Here is a 17,793-nt window from a genome sequence, read left to right on the forward strand (position 1 = left end):
TTCGGTGACAGTGCTTAATTATTTTTGCCGCACACCGTGTGCAAGCACCCCTTCAAAAGAGTTTAGGAACAATCACCGCATGCATACCCTTGAAACCGTTTTCGAATACCATGACCGTACCAAGCACCACCCCAACCGCTATGCGGCGTCGCTGGGCTATATGGACTGGGCAACGCAGCCCGATCCCTACCGCCGCTTCGACGGGGCAAAGGGAGTCGTCCTTCCCCTCCCCTCCCCGGGACCCGAACCGACCTACGCCGCCCTTTTTGAGCCACTCCCCTCCGAACCGCTCACCCTGGAGACCCTCTCCGTTCTACTGCGCTACAGCCTGGGACTTGCGGCCGTCAAATGCATCGGCAGCGACTGCTGGACGTTGCGCTGCAACGCCTCCAGCGGCAACCTCCATCCCACCGAAGGCTACGTTATCCTCCCCCCGATTGAGGGCGTCAGCACCCAAAGCGTCGTTGCGCACTACGCGCCGCTGACCCACAGTCTGGAGCTCCTTCATGCCTTCGATACGGACGTCTGGTCGGGACTCCCGGAGGGCTCCTTTCTGATGGGCCTCACCTCCATCGTCTGGCGCGAGGCGTGGAAGTACGGCGAGCGCGCCTTCCGCTACACCCAGCTCGACGCCGGCCACGCCCTGCGCGCCGCCCAGATATCCGCGCGCCTTAACGGCTGGCACGCCCGCCTCTTTGACGCCTTCGAGGCAGACACCCTCGACACATTGCTGGGGCTGGATCAGCCTGCCCGCTTCCAGCCGAACGAGGAGGAGATCGCCGATGCCCTGCTGCTCATTACGCCGGAAAAAGACGTCGTAACGCCCGACCTTATCCCCCTGCTCGCCCAATGCCGCACAGCCTATGCGGGGACGGCGAACCGTCTCAGCCCCTCCCAGCACCCCTGGGAGGCGATCACCCTTGTTGAGCGGGCCACATCCGCTGCGGTGAACCTCCCGACCGACACGGCACACCCGCCTTTCAGCAGCAACTGCGGCACCGCTGCCGAAGAGGTCATCCTTACCCGCCGCAGTGCCCGCGCCATGGATTTCGGCCGTACCCATATCGACTTCGAATCGTTCACCCGGCTGATGCAGGCGGCACGGAACGCTGTTGACGGTTTCACACCTGCTGCCTCCCTCATCCTTTTCGTCCATGACGTCGAGACCCTGGAGCCGGGTCTGTACCTTTACCTCCTGAACGACAGCTACCTGGAATCCTTTAAAACGAGCATGCGGGGCGACTTTCTCTTCCGGCCGGCCGGGGAGCACCTCTATCTGCTTGAAGCGGGTGACTTCCGCGCCCAGGCCAAATTCATCTCCTGCAGCCAGGAGATCGCATCCGACGGCGCCTTCTCGCTCGGCATGCTCTGCGAATTCGCCCCCCAGATTGAGCGCTTCGGGCCGGGACGCTACAAAAGCCTCTACTGGGAGTGCGGCGCCATAGGCCAGCAGCTCTACCTCGAAGCGACGTCGCAGGGGCTCAGCGCCACGGGCATCGGCTGTTTCCTCGACGATGTCATGCACCGGTTGCTGGGGCTGGAGGGGAACGATTTCCAGAGCCTCTACCACCTGGCCATCGGCTACGCCATTCCCGACCTCCGCCTGCAGACAAAACTCCCCTACAGCAGACGATAGCGCACTATTATCCCGGCTGAGCTACAATAGGGCATGGATAATATCATTATGTTTTTTAGCGGCCTCCTGCTTGCGGGAGGGATCGCGGTTCTGATCTGGTACCTGAAGCGCACCAAAAAAGAGGGCCCGGCCAACGTCGCGCTCTATTCGACCATAGAGAAGATGGAGTCCCTGGGGAACCTCAACGTCTACAAGGTCGTCACAAAGGAGATCGTCACGGCCTCCGATCATATCTTCGGGAACTTCGGGGAGAAGTACCTGCGCTGGCTCATCTCCAAGAAGAAACTGGCGATGATCTTCACCTTCGACATCGACTTCAGCTACAACCTCAAAGACAGCCACTTCGGCATCGAGGAGCTCGGCGAGGGACAGTACCTCTTCAAAATGCCCGAGTGCCGCTATTCGCTCAGCATCAAGGACATCAGTTTCTACGACGAACAGAACGGCAAGCTGCTGCCGTGGCTTCTGCCCGACCTCATTGCCGGGGTCTTCAGCGACGGCTTTGACGAAAACGACCGTAACGCCCTGATCAAGGAGGCAAAAAAGCAGGTCTCCGCCATCGCCAACGGCATGATGATCGAGCTGCTTCCCGATGTACAGAAATCCGCCCGCACGACGCTGGAGCAGATCGCCTTCGCCCTCAACGCCGCGTCGATTCAGTTCGACTTCTCCGAATCCCCGACGATCGAGAACACCGTCGACTACCTTCCGGGAAACCGGCCCGAAGCCCAGCTTCCCCCCGCTGCAGAGGCGTAATCTTCAGCGTTCCGCGTCGGCCAGCGTCAGGCAGAAAAGCACCTCTTTTCCCTCCCGCTCCAGCGCCTCCACCGCCTGGGTCAGTGTCAGGCCCGTCGTCAGGATATCGTCGACGAGGATCACTTTCGTTTCCGGGAAAGGCTTTAGTGTAAAATCCCGCGGGTGCGTCAGGCGGTACTGGAAGTCCTGCCCGGAGTAGCGGTGCCCCGATCGGTCGCGCAGCACGGTGTGCCTTGGCATCAATGCGGCGGTTTTCATCGCCCGGGCCAGCACCGCCGTATGCGAGTAGCCGTGCCGGACATGGTCATCCACCGCGATAACGGCCACGGCCTCCTCCATCCCCAATGTCTTTGCATACGGTGCAAAAGAGAGCGAAGCCATAATCCTGTAAAGGTGGTGTCCGATATCCGTATGCTTCGTCAGCAGCAGCGGCTCGATCTCGTCGTATCTGTAAAAGGAGTGTACGGGGAGTTTCCCGAGGATCTTTCGGGTGTGAAGGGAGGGGGTGAGATGTTCCTCGCGGCAGGCCCTGCAAATGCGGCTCAGTGACCACGATTCGCAGAGTAGACAGCGCAAAGTCCGCCGCCTAGTCCATTTTAAGGACGGACATGAAGGCCTCCTGCGGCAACTGTACCTTACCGATCGCCTTCATCCGTTTTTTACCGGCTTTCTGTTTCTCGAGCAGTTTGCGTTTACGGGTGATGTCCCCGCCGTAACACTTCGCGGTGACGTTCTTGCCCATCGACTTGACCGTCTCCCGGGCAATGACCTTGTTGCCGACGGAAGCCTGTACCGCCACCTCGAACAACTGGCGGGGAATCAGCTCTTTCATGCTCTTGACGAGGGCGCGGCCGCGCTGTTCGGCCTGTTCCCTCGGGACGATGACTGAGAGGGCGTCGACGACGTCGCCGGCGACGCGGACATCAAGCTTGACGAGGTCGCCCTCCCTGAAGTCGGTCGGTTCGTAATCGAAGCTCGCGTACCCCTTGGAGATGGACTTGAGCTTGTCGTAGAAGTCGACAACGATTTCGTTCATCGGCACGGAGTACTCCAACAGAACGCGTTCCTCGTTGAGGTAATCCATCTTCTCCTGGAGACCGCGCTTGGCGACGAGCAGGTTCATGATGTTGCCGAGGTACTCCGTCGGCGTGATGACCGTCGCCTTGACGTAGGGCTCCTCGATGCGCTCAATGTGGTTCACCGGCGGCAGCTCGGAGGGGTTATGCACCTCTTGCGTCGAGCCGTCCGTCAGGTAGACGTCGTAGACGACCGACGGCGCCGTGGCAATCAGGTCCAGGTCGAATTCGCGTTCCAGACGCTCCTTGACGACCTCCATGTGCAGCATGCCTAGGAATCCGACACGGAAACCAAAGCCCAGCGCGATGGACGTTTCCGGCTCATAGCTGAGCGAAGAGTCGTTGAGGCGCAGTTTATCGAGCGCATCGCGCAGGTCTTCGAACTTGTCCGTATCGATGGGGTAGAGCCCCGCGAAGACGAAGGGCTTGGCCGGTTCGTAATCGCCGACAGGTTCTGCCGTCGGGTTTTTCGCATCGGTGATCGTATCGCCGACATTAAGGGTCCCGACATCTTTGAGGCCAAGCACGACAATGCCGATCTCGCCGCTGCCGATGGAGTCGGTCTTCATCTTTTTGAGCGGGTGCGGGTACATGAGGTCGAGGACCTCGTGCTGCTCGTTGTTGCTCATCAGCTTGACGATCTGCTTTTTGCGGATGCTGCCGTCAAAGACGCGCACCAGTGCCAGCGCACCAAGATAGGGGTCGAACCAGCTGTCGTAGATGATCGCCTTCGTCGGCGCCACCGGGTCGCCCACCGGGGCGGGAATACGGTCGACGATGGCATCGACGAGCTCACGGATGCCTACACCCGTTTTGGCGGAGACCATCAGGGCGTCCGTGGCATCGATCCCGATACTCGATTCGATCTCCTCGGCGACGCGCTCCGGCTCGGCGGCGGGCAGGTCGATCTTGTTGATGACCGGGAGGAGTTCGAGGTTATTGTCCAGGGCCAGGTAGACATTGGCGATGGTCTGCGCCTCGACCCCCTGCGCCGCATCGACAATCAGCAGCGCCCCGTCGGAGGAGGCCAGCGATTTGCTCACTTCGTAGCTGAAGTCGACGTGGCCCGGGGTGTCAATGAGGTTAAGGACGTAATGCTCCCCGTCTTTGACATAGTCAAGCCGGACGCTCTGCGCCTTGATGGTGATACCGCGCTCCTGCTCGATGTCCATCGTGTCCATCATCTGCGATTTGAGTTCACGCTCCGTGACAGAGCCGCACTCCTGGATGATCCGGTCGGCCAGGGTACTTTTACCGTGGTCGATGTGGGCGATGATGGAGAAGTTGCGAATATGTTTGAGATCCATATATTCCTCATGATTGCACTGCAAAATTGTCAGTGCGGTTTAGCTGCGCGGGGCCCGCTGCCGAAGCGACCTCAGCGTTAGCGTCGTATCAGGGTTTGACGCCTGCTACGTTATGCAAAAAGCGAGTTGACGCTCTCGTTGTGGTAAACGCGACGGATGACCTCGCCGAAGAGCGGCGCGACTGTCAGCACCTTGATCTTCGGGTGCGGTTTGGAATCGAGGGAGTTGGTGACGATCAGTTCGTCCAGTTCGCCCTTGTCGATATTTTCGTAGGCTTTGCCGCTCAGGACCGCGTGCGTCGCACACGCCATAACAGATGTTGCGCCCTTGGCTTTGAGTGCCGCCGCCGCCTTGACCATCGTCCCAGCCGTATCGACCATATCGTCGATCATGATAACGTCTTTACCGTCGACGTCGCCGATGATGTTCATGACCTCGGCCACGTTCGCTTTTTCGCGGCGTTTGTCGACGATGACCATCTCCAGTCCCAGTTTCTCCGCGAAGTAACGGGCACGGGCGACCCCGCCGATATCCGGGCTCGCGATGATCGGGTTGGGAAGCTTCTTGCTCTCGATATGCTGCTGGAAGATAATAGAGCCGTAGAGATTGTCGACGGGGATGTCGAAGAAGCCCTGGATCTGACCGGCGTGCAAGTCGATGGTGACGAGGCGGTCAATGCCCGCCGTCTGGTAGAGGTTCGCAACCAGCTTCGCACTGATCGGAACGCGCGGTGCCGCTTTGCGGTCCTGGCGTGCGTAACCGAAATAGGGGATGACGGCGGTGATGGAGCTTGCGGAGGAGCGGCGAAGCGCATCGGTCATGATGAGCAGCTCCATCAGGTTGTCGTTGGACGGGGCTCCCGTTGACTGGATGATGAAGACGTCACGTCCGCGGACGCTCTCCGCTACCTGGACAGAGATCTCTCCGTCACTGAAACGTTTAATGTCCGCTTTCGCCAGGGGAACGTCGAGGTAGCTGCAGACCTCTTTCGCAAACTCTTCGCTGGCACTTCCCGCAAAAATCTTGTAACCGCGCATCGCAATTCTCCAAAGGTAATTATCGTTGCCGTTTCATACGGCAAATTGAGTATGAAATTATAGCGTGCGCGGCTTAGCAGGGAGTAAAACAGCCGCCGTTATACCGGCAGACCGAATTTCTGTGTCACGAGTTCGCCCTCGTCGTTGAAAAAGAGGTAGTAGAGGAAGTCTTTTTTGACCGGTTGTCCCGCCAGGTAGCGCAGGGCGAGGTTCGCCTGCAGCGAGGCGATATGCATGACAATCGGCGCGGCGATCCCCGCCGGTTCTTTCAGGGTGATCTTGAAGACGTCGTTAAAGGAGGAACGGTCGAAAAAACAGACCTGTCCGTGAAAAGCCTCCACCGATCCGTAGACCCAGGGCGTGTTGTGGATCTTGGCGTATTCGTTGATCTGCCCCCGCGTCGGCAGGTTGTCCGTCGCGTCGAGGATCAGGTCGACTTCGATCCCTTTTTCGGCGAAACCGTTGAAGTCGCACTCGTGGGCGTACGCCTTCGTAAAGGGGCAGCGCGCTTCGACGATCCCCGCATTGACGACGGCCTTGTTCTTGCCCTCGTCCCCCGTCTTGAAAGCGATCTGCCGGTGAATGTTGTGCACGCTCACCTCATCGAAATCCACAATGTGTATCTCCCCTATTCCCGTTGCCCCCAGGGCGAAGGCAAGGGAGCTTCCCAGTCCCCCGCTCCCGATGATGGCGATCCGCTTCGCCTGCAGCGACTGCTGGACCTCTTCACCCCAGAGTTTGATCTGACGATGGAAATACTGCATCATGATCCGCACCTCCTCAAATAGCTAATCGCACTGTAACATTAAAAAGTTTAATAACTTTTTGATAAATTCACCCGGACCCTCCCATTTTAGGCAATCCGAACGGCCAAAATGTGTAAAAACCGCTATAATAAGCCCACAAAACCGCAGGAGGAAGCGTGCTCGCCTTTATCGACAAGACCATCATCCCCTTTGTGACCCGCAGCAACGACCAGCCGCTGCTGCTGCGCGAACTGCTCGAGATCAACAAGAACCACGACGACGGTCTCAAGCTCGAAGGGAAGATCCCCGGGCTGAAACTGCGGATCGGCCGCACGATTCTCGTCTTCCTTATTCTCTGGAACATCATCCTCCTGCCGCTGAGCCTCCTCTTTCACAAAGAGCTCGAAAAGATCGACTGCCACCTGCTCATCATCCTCGCCATCCTCTTTACGGGGATGTTCTTCGGCACCTACATGATGTTCAAGGAGTGGCTCGTCGACCGGATGGCCACCCAGCGCATCAAAGAGGCGTGGCAGAACCACTTCCCCCATTTCGCCTACGAAAAACACCACGTCGAGGTAACCTCCCTTTATCGTGAAGCCATCGACAAAGATGTCCCGAACAAAGAGCTCTACCTCTTCATGATGAACAGGCTCGCGGCGGAATAGGCTCCAGGTGTATCAGACCGTCGTCACCCTGCCCCCCTATCCGCGGGGATTCCACCTCATCACCGACGCCATTGACAATGCCGTCGCCGCATCCGGCATCACGACCGGGCTTGCCCACCTCTTTCTTAAACACACCAGTGCATCGCTATGCATCAACGAAAACGCCGACCCTACCGTGCGCAAAGACATGGAGCGTTTCTTCAGCGACGTCGCCGACGCCAAGCCCTACTACGTCCACACCTACGAGGGCGACGACGACATGCCCGCACACATTAAAAGCGTCATGCTCGGTACGTCACTGACCATCCCCGTCACCAATGGCCGCCTGAACCTCGGCACCTGGCAGGGGATCTACCTCGGCGAACACCGCGACCACGGCGGCAGCCGGAAGATCGTCGTGACGGTCTACTAACACTGGACATTTCTCGCTCCTGTACTTGTCATAGGAACCATCTATCTCTTCATTCTTTTCTTTTTCATAAGAAAAGAACCAAAAGAAAATCGTCGTTGCGCGAATCGCTCGCCCTTCTCGGCTTTATGCCTTCAGGGCGGCTTTCAAGGCACGCTTAACGACAGGTTGCCTATCGATTTTATGCGCTTCGGAAACCGAAGCTAATCAAAAAACAAAGAGCTTCGACACGTCGAAGCGCATGAATTAAATGGACTCTTGGCCTTGAGCGCGATCCTTATAAGCCATCCCGGAGGCATAAAGCCGGGAGGGATGTGCGTTTCGCGAAAGGCCGCTTTTTGCGCTACTTTTTCTAAAAAAGTGGCAGAAGAGTATTGTCAAAATTGTAGATTGAAGAGCTGTCCGCTATCGTCTATTTAGAAAATCTCGGCCAGCCAGAGCCGCAGCTTCAACCCCCACGTCGTCGTATAGCCGCTCTCGGCCCAGAAGACTTTGCCGTCCCTGTCGACAATGATCGTCGTCGGGAAGACGCCGATCTTGAACGCCTCCGCGATGGCGCCGTTCTGGTCGTTGATGACGGGGAAGGAGAGGCCGTTTGCTTTCATGTACTCGCCGATCTTCTCCAGCCCTCCCGATTTGACGGCGACGGTAATGACCTTCTCGTCCTTGGCGAGGACGTCGATATTGCCCGCTTCCGCATGGCAGACGGGGCACCAAGTCGCCCAGAAGTGCAGGATGTAGGGTTTGTCCGGTTGGACACTGCTGTCATACGCCAGCCCGTAGAGTTTGGAGACCTCCACCTTCGGCAGGGCGGCACCCTCGAATGAGGGGGCGCGCAGGTAGCCGATGACGGTGGCACCGACTGCCGTCAGCAGTGCAAGAACAATGAACTCTTTGAGCCACCGCCTCCATCTACTCACGCCGCTTCTCCACCGCCTCTTTGAACTTCCATCCCCGGCGCGACTCCATCACCTGCGCATGGTCGATCTCGACGACCATCAGCTCCTCCGTGTCCCCCAGCGTGCTTTCGATCTCCCCGTCGGGGTTGGCCAGGAGCGAGTCGCCGTAAAAGCGCCAGAGGTGCCCGTCGTCTTTCACGTCGCCAATGCGGTTCGCCCGCAGCACGAAGCAGTTGTGCGTAAAAGCGCGCATCTTGATCAGCTCACGCCACCGCTGCTGCGACTCGAAAGTCGAGGCCGTCGGCAGCAGGATGCAGTCGATCCGCTTTTCCCAGATGCTCTGCCACAGCGCGTCGAAGTGCAGCTCGTAACCGCCGAGAATCCCAAAGCGGACGTTGTCGACGCGGAAAGTGAGCGGCTCATGCAGCGTTTCGACCGGGTTGGCAAAGAAGGCGGCCTCGTTCCAGTGGGGGTAGTCGATCAGCACCTGCTGCTGGTAATAGGCCGTCGAACGGGGAGAGACTTTGACGATGCTCTTAAAGGGGGTGCCCCCTTTGACCGTCACCAGGGGGGCGACGAAGGTCATGTCGTAGGTGGCGGCGAGGTCGCGCAGAATGCCCAGCTGGTGATCACAGAGTTCGCGCAGCATCGACACGGGGGTCTGCTGCAGCTCTTTGAAAAAGGAGTTCAGGAGGTACTCGCCCATCAGCAAAACGCGGACACCGCGCTTGTGGGCGATCCGGACGTAGTGGTACAGCTTCGTCGTGCTCATGCCGACCGAGGGAAGCTGCAGCACGCCCAGTGTCACGACTCCGTCTCCTCCCCGCTGCGGATCTGTTCGATCTTTTTGCGCGCCTCTTCGAGGATCCGCTGCGCCTCTTTGAGCGCCCTGGTCCCCGACTCGTAGGCCTTGACGCTCTCCTCGAGGGTCATCTCGGGGTTCATCAGCTTCTCGAGGATCTGTTTCGCCTCTTCCAGGCGCCCTTCAAAATCGTTCGCTTCCACTCTCACTCCTTCGCTGCGTGCAGCATGGGTACGCTAGATACCGTGTTCCAGCGCCTCGCGCACGTACTCTTTGAATTTCTCCAGTTCGACCAGGAAGGCGTCATGCCCGTAATCGCTCTTGACTTCCAGGTAATCGACCGGCGTCGTCTTCTCCTTCGCCAGAATGTCCGCCATCACCCGCATCTCTTCGGGAATGAAGAGCATGTCGTTCTCGAAACTGACCAGGTAGAGGCGGCTTCTGATACGCAAAAGCGCCTCTTCGAGGGTATCGAACCCCCGGGAGAGGTCGTAGATGTTGATCGCCTTCGTAATATAGAGGTAGCTCAGCGGATCGAACCACTTGGTGAAGTTGTAGCCGTTGTACTCGAGATAAGACTCCACCTGGAACTTCCCGAAGAGCTCGTAAAGGCCGTCGGTACGTTTGTATTCGCGCCCGAATTTCCGCTCCATGCTGTGGGGCGAGAGGAAACTGATGTGTCCCGCCATCCGGCCGACCGCCATTCCCGTCAGGCCGTTTTCTTTGATATCCGCGGGGTCGTAATAGCCGCTTTTGAAATCGGGATCTTTCAGGATCGCCTCCTGGGCGATCTTGTTAAAGGCGATCGTCCAGGGCTGGGTCGCATGGGTACAGGCCATGGCAACGATACGGTCGGCGAAGTTGGGGTAGTGCACCGCAAACTGCAACGCCTGCATGCCGCCCATAGAACCGCCGACGATGGCATGGACACGGTGGATCCCCAGCTTGTCAAAGAGGATACGCTGCGCCTTGACCATATCTTTGACCGTGATGACGGGGAACTTGTAGCGATAGGGCTCATCGCTCGGAAGCATCGGCGACATCGGGCCGGTCGAACCGAAACAGCTGCCGATGACGTTGGAACAGATGACGAAGAAACGGTCCGTGTCGATCGCCTTGCCCGGCCCGATCAGGCCGTCCCACCATCCTGGTTTGTTATCCCCTTCATAAAGGCCCGCGGCATGGTGTGACCCCGTCAGGGCGTGCGTGACGACAACGACGTTGTCCTTTGTCTCGCTGAGGTGCCCGTAGGTTTCATAGACAATATCATACGGTTCGAGGATACGCCCGCTCTCCAGATAGAGCGGATTGGTAATATGCTCGGTATGGGTCTGAAGGTTTAAAGGGTCTATGATGCCGCCTCGAGTGCCTGTTTGATGTCGGCGATAAGATCCTCCGCGTTTTCAAGACCCGCACTGATGCGGATCAGTCCCGCCGGAACGCCGCAGGCGTCCATCTCCTCGGCACTGAGCTGCTGGTGCGTCGTCGAGGCCGGGTGGGTGATGATGGACTTGGAGTCGCCGATGTTGACAACGAGCGAATAGAGCTGCGTTGCGTCAACGACCTGCTTGGCCGTTTCCAGATCGGCGACTTCGAAACTGAGGAGGCCGCTGCTCATACCGCCGTCAAAATAGCGGCTCGCATTCGCGTAATTCTTGTTGGAAGAGAGTCCCGGGTAGTTGACACGCTTGACCTTCGGGTGCGTCTCCAGGAACTTTGCGAGCATCAGGGCATTGTGCGAATGCTCTTTCATCCTTATTTGCAACGTCTCGAGCCCCTGGATAAAGAGCCAGGAGTTGAACGGCGATCCGACCGCGCCGATGTCGCGCAGAAGACTGAGCCGTCCGCGCAGGGTATAAGGCGGCAGCGGTACGTCGACGTAGACCAGGCCGTGGTAGCTGGCGTCGGGTTCATTGAACTGCGGATAGCGCGCGTTGCCCCGGAGTTTGTCGACGAGGTTGCTGCGTTCGACCATGATCCCGCCAATGGCGAGTCCCTGTCCCGTCGTATACTTGCTGGCACTGTGGACGACCACGTCGATGCCGTGCTCGATCGGCCGGCAGAGCGCCGGGGTCGCGACGGTGTTGTCGACGATGCTGAGGATGCCGTACTTGTCCGCCAGCGATGCGAGCTCGCTGATATTGGGAACGTCAATGCTCGGATTCGTCAGCGTCTCGAAAAAGAGCGCTTTCGTCTTCTCGTCGATGAGCTTCTCCGCTTCGGCGGGGTTGTGCACATCGAAAAAACGCGCTTCGATGCCGAAACGTTTCATGGTATGGGCCGTCAGCGTGAGGGAGCCGCCGTAAAGCTGCGCGGCGCAGACGATATTGTCGCCCGCCTCCGCCGCATTGGCCAGGGCGTAGAAGATGGCGGACATGCCGCTTGAGGTCGCCAGTGCCGCCGCACCCCCTTCGAGGCTGGCGAAACGCTTCTCGAAGACGTCCGTCGTCGGGTTGTTCAGGCGGGTATAGATATTGCCGAGCTCTTTGAGCGCGAACAGGTTCGCCGCATGCTCCGCGTCGCGGAACTCATATGCCGTCGTCTGGTAGATGGGCACCGCCATCGTTCCTTGCATATCCTTCGTATAGCCTTCATGGAGCGCTTTGGTCTGAAAATGCATGTGTACTTCCCCTCTTTACAACGCGGGGAGCGGGGCCCCTCCGCTTTTTCCGCCGATAGCGGCGGTCTGTCGTAGCGCAGCGGCGTGAAGCAATACGCTTACGCTATCCGTTAGTATACCGATCAGATATGATAATTCGGTGCTTCCGCCGTAATCTGGACGTCATGGACGTGGGACTCTTTGAGGCCCGCGCTCGTAATTTCGACGAACTCCGCGTTCTGCCAGAAGGCTTCGATGCTCTCGGAACCGCAGTAACCCATGGAGGAGCGAAGGCCGCCCATCATCTGGTGGACGATGCCCGCAATCGGTCCGCGGTACGGTACGCGACCCTCGATCCCTTCCGGGACGAGCTTGTCCGCCGCCGTGCCTTCCTGGAAGTAACGGTCCGTACTTCCCTTGGTCATCGCCCCGATGGAGCCCATGCCGCGGTAGGACTTGTACTGGCGTCCCTGGTAGTTGATCAGGTCACCCGGAGACTCCTTGGTCCCTGCCAGCAGCGAACCGGCCATGACACAGCTCGCACCGACGGCAAGCGCCTTGGCAATGTCGCCGGAGTACTTGATCCCGCCGTCGGCGACGATCGGCACGCCGACGCGGCGGCCCGCTTCGGCACACTCGTCGATCGCGGAGATCTGCGGCACGCCGACGCCGGCGACGATACGCGTCGTACAGATCGATCCCGGTCCGATACCGACTTTGACGGCGTCCGCACCGGCTTCGGCCAGCGCTTCGACCGCCTCGGCTGTCGCGACGTTCCCGGCGATGATGTCAATGTTCATCTGCGCCTTGATCGCCTTGACGGTGTCGATGATCCCCTTGGAGTGACCGTGTGCGGAGTCTAGGACGAGGACGTCGACGCCTGCGTCGACGAGTGCCTGCGCACGGTCAAGCTGACCGACGCCGATCGCCGCACCGACGCGCAGACGGCCGAACCCGTCTTTGAGCGCGGAGGGATACTCGATACGCTTCTTGATATCCTTGATCGTGATCAGCCCCTGGAGGTGCCCCTCGTCGTCGATGATCGGCAGTTTCTCGATCTTGTTCTTGTGCATGATCTGCTCCGCTTCGTCAAGGGAGATATCCTTGTTCGCAACGATCAGCGGCATCTTCGTCATAACGGCGTCGGCACGCTTGCTCAGGTCCTTTTCAAAGCGCATGTCGCGGTTGGTCAGGATCCCCAGCAATTTGTTGTAGAGGTCGACGACCGGGACACCGGAGATGCGGTACTCCTGCATCAGCGCCTCGGCATCGGCCAGGGTCGCGTCCGGGTAGACGTAGATCGGGTCAATGATGATCCCCGACTCGCTCTTTTTGACCTTTTTGACCTGTTTGACCTGGTTTTCGATATCCATGTTCTTGTGGATGATACCGATACCGCCCAGGCGCGCCATGGCGATCGCCGCACGGTATTCGGTCACGGTATCCATCGCCGCGGAGACCATCGGGATGTTCATCGTGATGTTCTTGGTCAGTTTTGTCTCAAGGCTAACCTCTCTGGGCAGTACTTCGGAATAACGCGGGACCAGCAGGACGTCTTCGAACGTCAATGCACGTTTACGGATTTTCATGGGACTCCTTCTTAAAGGTTTACGGCCTGCTCAAGGCTGAGCGCACCGTCGAAAAGTGTTTGTTCATCAAAGGCTTTGGCAATAAGCTGCAGCCCGACCGGCATACCGTTTTCCGCCGTGTCGACCGGCAGGGAGATCGCCGGCAGTCCGGCGAGATTGACCGAAATGGTATAGATATCGCTCAGGTACATCTGCAGCGGGTCGGAGAGGGCTCCGAACTCGTACGCGGTGTCCGGCGCAACGGGGCTGAGGATCAGGTCGACCTCTTCGAAGAGTTTCTCGTACTCCTCCTTGATCAGGTGGCGTACTTTCTGCGCCTTGACGTAGTAGGCGTCGTAGTAGCCGCTGGAGAGGACGAAATTCCCCAGCAGGATACGGCGCTTCACCTCTTCGCCGAAGCCTTCGGAGCGGCTCTTGATGAAGAGGTCCGAGAGATTCTCGCCCTCTTCCCGGCTGCCGTAGCGGATGCCGTCGTAGCGGGCAAGGTTCGTCGAGGCTTCCGCCGTCGCGGTGATGTAGTAGGCGGAGATGTCGTACTTGGCATCCATCATCGACTTCTCGACGACGGTATGGCCCGCGGCTTTGAGTGCCTCGACCGCTTTGTCGTACCCCTGCTTAACCGCGTCGGATGCCCCCTCCAGGTAGGAGGGGAGGATCGCGACGGTCAGTTTGCGGCTCGGATCGAGCTTGTCCGCGACGCTTTCATAGGCGACGTCCGCGCTGGAAGAGTCTTTCGGATCGTAGCCGCTGATGATATCGTAGAGGATCGCCGCGTCTTCAACGTTCTGCGTCATCGGGCCGATCTGGTCGAGCGAGCTGGCGTAGGCGCCGAGGCCGTAGCGGCTGACACGGCCGTAGGTCGGTTTCATCCCGACGATGCCGCAGAACGCCGCCGGCTGGCGGATGGAGCCGCCGGTGTCGGAACCCAGTGCCGCAACGGCAAGGCCCGCCGCGACCGCCGCCGCGGAACCGCCGGAGCTGCCGCCCGGGACGCAGCCGCGGTTGCGGGGGTTGAGCGTCTTGCCGTAAAAGCTGCTCTCGGTCGTGGAGCCCATGGCGAACTCGTCCATGTTCGTCCGTCCGAACGGCGCGAGACCAGCTGCCTGCAACTTCTCGACAACAGTCGCGTTATACGGCGCGACGTAGCCCTGCAGGATCTTCGAGCCCGACGTTACGCTCCACGTCTTGACCTGGATGTTATCCTTGATCGCGATGGGAACGCCGCTGCCGGCGGTCTCCATACCCACATAGGCACCCAATTCGCTGTCGCCTTCAATCTTCGATTTGAGTTCGGCGCGGAGGCTCTCCAGCGCTTCCGGCGAGAGTGTCAAAGCTTCCTTAAGCGTCATCAATGTTCATCCTTTGCTTTTTTTGCCCGGCGCACGGCCAGGATACCTATTGCGACCACGGCGAAGATCACCAGGACCGTCTCTGTGATGAAGCCCATCGGTACGGGGGCTGCCAGATCAGGCACCGGTCACCTCCGCGCAGCGGGCACAGAGTGTCTCTTCTTCGTGGGCGTGGAATTTCCAGCAGCGCGGACACTTCTGCAGCGCTGCCGCCGCGATCACGTAGCGCTCGCCGTCCACCTCGAATTCGCCCAGCGTCTCGCCCGCCGTTTCCAGCGGCAGTACGCCGGAGACGACGAACCAGTCCTCCGCTTCGATCTGCGGCAGCGCCTTGACGATCGCCGCGTCCGTATGCAGGGCCAGTTCCAGCGTACTCTTGATCTTCTTCTCTTTTTTGAGGGCGTCGACAATCTCGTACATCCCCTCTCTGACTTTCACCAGCGCACATTCGTTGAAGGTGCTCGTCGGGACGTCGATCGACGCGTATTCAAGGTCGAAGATGCTCGCGGCGTCGCCTTTGATCACCGCCGGGGCCGTCTCGACGATCTCGTCGGCCGTATAGGTGAGAATCGGCGCGACGAGCAGCAGCATCGAGCGGGTGATCATCGCCATCGCGCTTTGGCTGGCGCGGCGGTGCGGATCGTTCTTCGCATCGCAGTAGAGGCGGTCTTTCGTGATATCGAGGTAGATGCCGCTCAGCTCGTTGACAATGAAGTTGTTCAGCGTGCTCATCCCGCCGACGAAGTTGTAACGCTTGAACTGCGCGTGGACATTGTCGAAGACGTGGGAGGCCTTGGAGACGATCCACTGGTCCAGTACCCCCATCTCACCAAACGTGACGATCGTTTCCAGGTCGTTGATGTTCGCCAGGAGGAAACGGAACGTATTGCGCAGCTTGCGGTACTGCTCTGCCGTCTGCTTCAGGATATCATCGCTGATCTTCTGGTCGTTCTGGTAATCGGCCAGCGCCACCCAGAGGCGCAGAATCTCCGAACCGTACTGCTTGAGCACCTTGTCCGGGGCGACGACGTTGCCCTTGGACTTTGACATCTTCTCACCCTTGCCGTCCATCGTAAAGCCGTGCGTGATCAGCGCTTTATACGGCGCGCGGTGTTCGACGGCCGCGCTGAGGAAGAGTGAGCTCTGGAACCAGCCGCGGTGCTGGTCGCTCCCTTCAAGATAGACATCCGCCGGGTAGCTGCCCGCGTCGTAGTTGCGGGATTTAAGCACCGCGTTCCACGTCGAGCCGCTGTCGAACCAGACGTCAAGGATGTCATCGACTTTCTCCAGCTCGTCGGCCGTGTGTGCGCAGCCCGGGTAGAGCAGCTGTTCGATCGGCAGGCTGTACCATGCATCGGTCCCGTGCATCTCGAAGACCATCGCGGTAAAGTTGAGGACCTTCTCGTCCAGGACGACCTCGCCCGTCGCTTTGACGCGGAAGAAGGCGATCGGCACGCCCCAGTCGCGCTGGCGGGAGATACACCAGTCCGGGCGGTTCTCGACCATCGCCTTGATGCGGTTGCGGCCCCACTCCGGGTAGAACGTCGTCGCTTCGACCTCTTCCTGGGCGATCTCGCGCAGGGTCTTGCTCTGCCCTTCGGGTTTCTCGTCGACGGCGATGAACCACTGCTTCGTCGCACGGAAGATCAGCGGCGTATGCGAACGCCAGCAGTGCGGATAGGAGTGGTTGAACTTGCTGACTTTCAGCAGGCTCTCCCCCAGCAGTTCGATGATCGGCTCGTTGGCTTTGAAAATGTGCATGCCGACGAAGGTCTCCGCGTTAGGGATGAGGCGTTCGCGCACGACGCTCTGGTCGTAGCAGCCCGTCTCGTCGACCGGCATGATGACGTCGAGGTTGTACTTGAGGCCGACGCGGTAGTCATCCTCACCGTGGCCCGGCGCCGTGTGGACACAGCCCGTACCGTTGTCCATCAAGACGTGCTCGCCGAGCACGATCTGCGAGCGGCGGCCGTTGAGCGGGTTCACCGCGTGCAGGTTCTCGAACTGCGTCGCGTCGAAGGTCTGGACGACCTCGCCCTTGATGATCTCCTGCTCTTTGAGCGCGCCGTAGAGCTTCTGGGCGACAATGTAGCCGTCGGCGCTGCGGACATACTTCTCGTCGGGGTTCAGGGAGATCCCCGTATTGGCCGGCAGGGTCCACGGGGTCGTCGTCCAGATGACCGGCGCGGCGTTGCCCTCCAGCCCCAAGCGGACCTTGGACTCCTCGCTCAGCTCGAAGGCGACGAAGATGGAGTAGTCCTCTTTGTCTTCGTACTCCACTTCCGCCTCGGCCAGCGCCGTGCGTTCCGCCCAGCTCCAATAGACCGGTTTGCTGCGTTCGACGAGCAGCCCCTTCTTCGCTACGTCGCAAAGGGTGCGGTAGATGTTCGCTTCGAACTTGTAGTCCATCGTCAGATAGGGATTGTCCCAGTCCGCGATGATGCCGAGCTGTTTGAACTCGTCGCGCTGGATGCCGACGAAGCTCTGGGCGTGCTCGCGGCAGAGCTTGCGCACTTCGGCCGTGGAGAGCGCCTCTTTCTTCTGCTTGCCGCCGAGCTTTTTCTCGACCTGCTGCTCGATCGGCAGACCGTGGCAGTCCCAGCCCGGGGTAAAGCGGACGCTGCTGCCGTTGAAGTAGTGCTGCTTGACGATAATGTCTTTGAGGATCTTGTTGAGCGCATGGCCGATGTGCGTATGGCCGTTGGCATAAGGCGGGCCGTCATGCAGGGTGAAAGACGGGGCCCCCTCGCGTTTTTGTTTCATCGTCTCGTACACACCCGATTCGAACCATTTGGCATAGCGTTTGGGTTCGTTCTGGACCAGGTTGCCGCGCATGGCGAAGTCCGTCGTGGGCAGGAGCAGTGTCGCTTTGTAATCCATCATTTTCCTTCAAGAAGGGCGAATATTCTCAATCTAAAAA

The 17,793-nt window shown here is 59.2% G+C and carries 17 protein-coding genes; 4 read left to right on the forward strand and 13 right to left on the reverse strand.

Annotated features, from left to right (window positions below):
* The first annotated feature begins 79 nt into the window (after window positions 1-79).
* Both WCY31_RS08640 and WCY31_RS08645 read left to right on the forward strand, forming a co-directional pair.
* On the forward strand, window positions 80-1,636 hold the full coding sequence (locus WCY31_RS08640; RefSeq protein ID WP_345972066.1) for a SagB/ThcOx family dehydrogenase: 1,557 nt from the start codon (window positions 80-82) through the stop codon (window positions 1,634-1,636).
* Between the two features lie 33 nt (window positions 1,637-1,669).
* Window positions 1,670-2,392, forward strand: coding sequence for a DUF4230 domain-containing protein (locus tag WCY31_RS08645; RefSeq protein ID WP_345972067.1), 723 nt, complete (start codon window positions 1,670-1,672; stop codon window positions 2,390-2,392).
* Between the two features lie 3 nt (window positions 2,393-2,395).
* On the opposite strand, the gene WCY31_RS08650 is transcribed toward WCY31_RS08645, so the two are convergent.
* The 4 genes from WCY31_RS08650 to WCY31_RS08665 all read right to left on the reverse strand — a co-directional run bounded on the left by WCY31_RS08650 (window position 2,396) and on the right by WCY31_RS08665 (window position 6,579).
* The gene (locus WCY31_RS08650; protein WP_345972068.1) at window positions 2,396-2,968 is read right to left on the reverse strand and encodes a ComF family protein; all 573 of its coding nucleotides are present in this window, start codon (window positions 2,966-2,968) and stop codon (window positions 2,396-2,398) included.
* A gap of 10 nt (window positions 2,969-2,978) precedes the next feature.
* Complete coding sequence (gene lepA / locus WCY31_RS08655; RefSeq protein ID WP_345972069.1) at window positions 2,979-4,775, reverse strand: translation elongation factor 4; 1,797 nt, start codon at window positions 4,773-4,775, stop codon at window positions 2,979-2,981.
* A gap of 110 nt (window positions 4,776-4,885) precedes the next feature.
* On the reverse strand, window positions 4,886-5,812 hold the full coding sequence (locus tag WCY31_RS08660) for a ribose-phosphate pyrophosphokinase (protein ID WP_231018534.1): 927 nt from the start codon (window positions 5,810-5,812) through the stop codon (window positions 4,886-4,888).
* Window positions 5,813-5,910: 98 nt separating this feature from the next.
* Entirely contained in the window at window positions 5,911-6,579 is a 669-nt protein-coding gene (locus WCY31_RS08665; protein WP_345972070.1) for a HesA/MoeB/ThiF family protein, read from the reverse strand.
* Window positions 6,580-6,734: 155 nt separating this feature from the next.
* Here WCY31_RS08665 and WCY31_RS08670 point away from each other — a divergent pair, with 155 nt between their 5' ends.
* Both WCY31_RS08670 and WCY31_RS08675 read left to right on the forward strand, forming a co-directional pair.
* Window positions 6,735-7,226: a hypothetical protein gene (locus tag WCY31_RS08670; protein ID WP_345969407.1), complete on the forward strand. Its 492-nt coding sequence runs from the start codon at window positions 6,735-6,737 to the stop codon at window positions 7,224-7,226.
* 7 nt (window positions 7,227-7,233) lie between these two features.
* Window positions 7,234-7,638, forward strand: a complete 405-nt coding sequence (locus WCY31_RS08675) for a secondary thiamine-phosphate synthase enzyme YjbQ (RefSeq protein ID WP_345972071.1) — start codon at window positions 7,234-7,236, stop codon at window positions 7,636-7,638.
* Between the two features lie 413 nt (window positions 7,639-8,051).
* Here WCY31_RS08675 and WCY31_RS08680 read toward each other — a convergent pair whose 3' ends face one another.
* The 9 genes from WCY31_RS08680 to ileS form a co-directional block, all read right to left on the reverse strand.
* Window positions 8,052-8,555, reverse strand: a complete 504-nt coding sequence (locus tag WCY31_RS08680) for a protein disulfide oxidoreductase (RefSeq protein ID WP_345972072.1) — start codon at window positions 8,553-8,555, stop codon at window positions 8,052-8,054.
* Window positions 8,548-9,342: a carbon-nitrogen hydrolase family protein gene (locus WCY31_RS08685; RefSeq protein ID WP_345972073.1), complete on the reverse strand. Its 795-nt coding sequence runs from the start codon at window positions 9,340-9,342 to the stop codon at window positions 8,548-8,550. The genes WCY31_RS08680 and WCY31_RS08685 overlap by 8 nt, the downstream gene beginning before the upstream one ends.
* Entirely contained in the window at window positions 9,339-9,539 is a 201-nt protein-coding gene (gene xseB / locus WCY31_RS08690) for an exodeoxyribonuclease VII small subunit (protein ID WP_345972074.1), read from the reverse strand. Before xseB ends, WCY31_RS08685 begins: the two co-directional genes overlap by 4 nt.
* 33 nt (window positions 9,540-9,572) lie before the next feature.
* Window positions 9,573-10,688, reverse strand: coding sequence for a homoserine O-acetyltransferase MetX (gene metX / locus WCY31_RS08695; RefSeq protein WP_345971541.1), 1,116 nt, complete (start codon window positions 10,686-10,688; stop codon window positions 9,573-9,575).
* Window positions 10,685-11,956, reverse strand: a complete 1,272-nt coding sequence (locus WCY31_RS08700; protein ID WP_345969411.1) for an O-acetylhomoserine aminocarboxypropyltransferase/cysteine synthase family protein — start codon at window positions 11,954-11,956, stop codon at window positions 10,685-10,687. Before WCY31_RS08700 ends, metX begins: the two co-directional genes overlap by 4 nt.
* A gap of 122 nt (window positions 11,957-12,078) precedes the next feature.
* Entirely contained in the window at window positions 12,079-13,524 is a 1,446-nt protein-coding gene (guaB, locus tag WCY31_RS08705) for an IMP dehydrogenase (protein WP_345972076.1), read from the reverse strand.
* An 11-nt stretch (window positions 13,525-13,535) separates the two neighbouring features.
* On the reverse strand, window positions 13,536-14,876 hold the full coding sequence (gene gatA, locus WCY31_RS08710; protein ID WP_231018543.1) for an Asp-tRNA(Asn)/Glu-tRNA(Gln) amidotransferase subunit GatA: 1,341 nt from the start codon (window positions 14,874-14,876) through the stop codon (window positions 13,536-13,538).
* On the reverse strand, window positions 14,873-14,998 hold the full coding sequence (locus WCY31_RS08715) for a hypothetical protein (RefSeq protein WP_345972077.1): 126 nt from the start codon (window positions 14,996-14,998) through the stop codon (window positions 14,873-14,875). Before WCY31_RS08715 ends, gatA begins: the two co-directional genes overlap by 4 nt.
* Window positions 14,991-17,753 carry an isoleucine--tRNA ligase gene (gene ileS, locus WCY31_RS08720; RefSeq protein ID WP_345973771.1) on the reverse strand — a complete coding sequence of 921 codons (2,763 nt, stop codon included), beginning with the start codon at window positions 17,751-17,753 and terminating at the stop codon, window positions 14,991-14,993. The genes WCY31_RS08715 and ileS overlap by 8 nt, the downstream gene beginning before the upstream one ends.
* Window positions 17,754-17,793: the final 40 nt, after the last annotated feature.

It is taken from the genome of Sulfurimonas sp. HSL3-1, assembly GCF_039645995.1.
In the GTDB taxonomy this organism is placed as follows: Bacteria; Campylobacterota; Campylobacteria; order Campylobacterales; family Sulfurimonadaceae; genus Thiomicrolovo; species Thiomicrolovo diazotrophicus.

Excerpts from the sequence above, each read along its gene's own strand:
- WCY31_RS08640 (WP_345972066.1), top strand. The coding sequence starts at position 80 with ATGCATACCCTTGAAACCGTTTTCGAATACCATGACCGTACCAAGCAC.
- WCY31_RS08645 (WP_345972067.1), top strand. The coding sequence starts at position 1,670 with ATGGATAATATCATTATGTTTTTTAGCGGCCTCCTGCTTGCGGGAGGG.
- lepA (WP_345972069.1), bottom strand. The coding sequence starts at position 4,775 with ATGGATCTCAAACATATTCGCAACTTCTCCATCATCGCCCACATCGAC.
- WCY31_RS08660 (WP_231018534.1), bottom strand. The coding sequence starts at position 5,812 with ATGCGCGGTTACAAGATTTTTGCGGGAAGTGCCAGCGAAGAGTTTGCG.
- WCY31_RS08665 (WP_345972070.1), bottom strand. The coding sequence starts at position 6,579 with ATGATGCAGTATTTCCATCGTCAGATCAAACTCTGGGGTGAAGAGGTC.
- WCY31_RS08700 (WP_345969411.1), bottom strand. The coding sequence starts at position 11,956 with ATGCATTTTCAGACCAAAGCGCTCCATGAAGGCTATACGAAGGATATG.
- guaB (WP_345972076.1), bottom strand. The coding sequence starts at position 13,524 with ATGAAAATCCGTAAACGTGCATTGACGTTCGAAGACGTCCTGCTGGTC.
- ileS (WP_345973771.1), bottom strand. The coding sequence starts at position 17,753 with ATGGATTACAAAGCGACACTGCTCCTGCCCACGACGGACTTCGCCATG.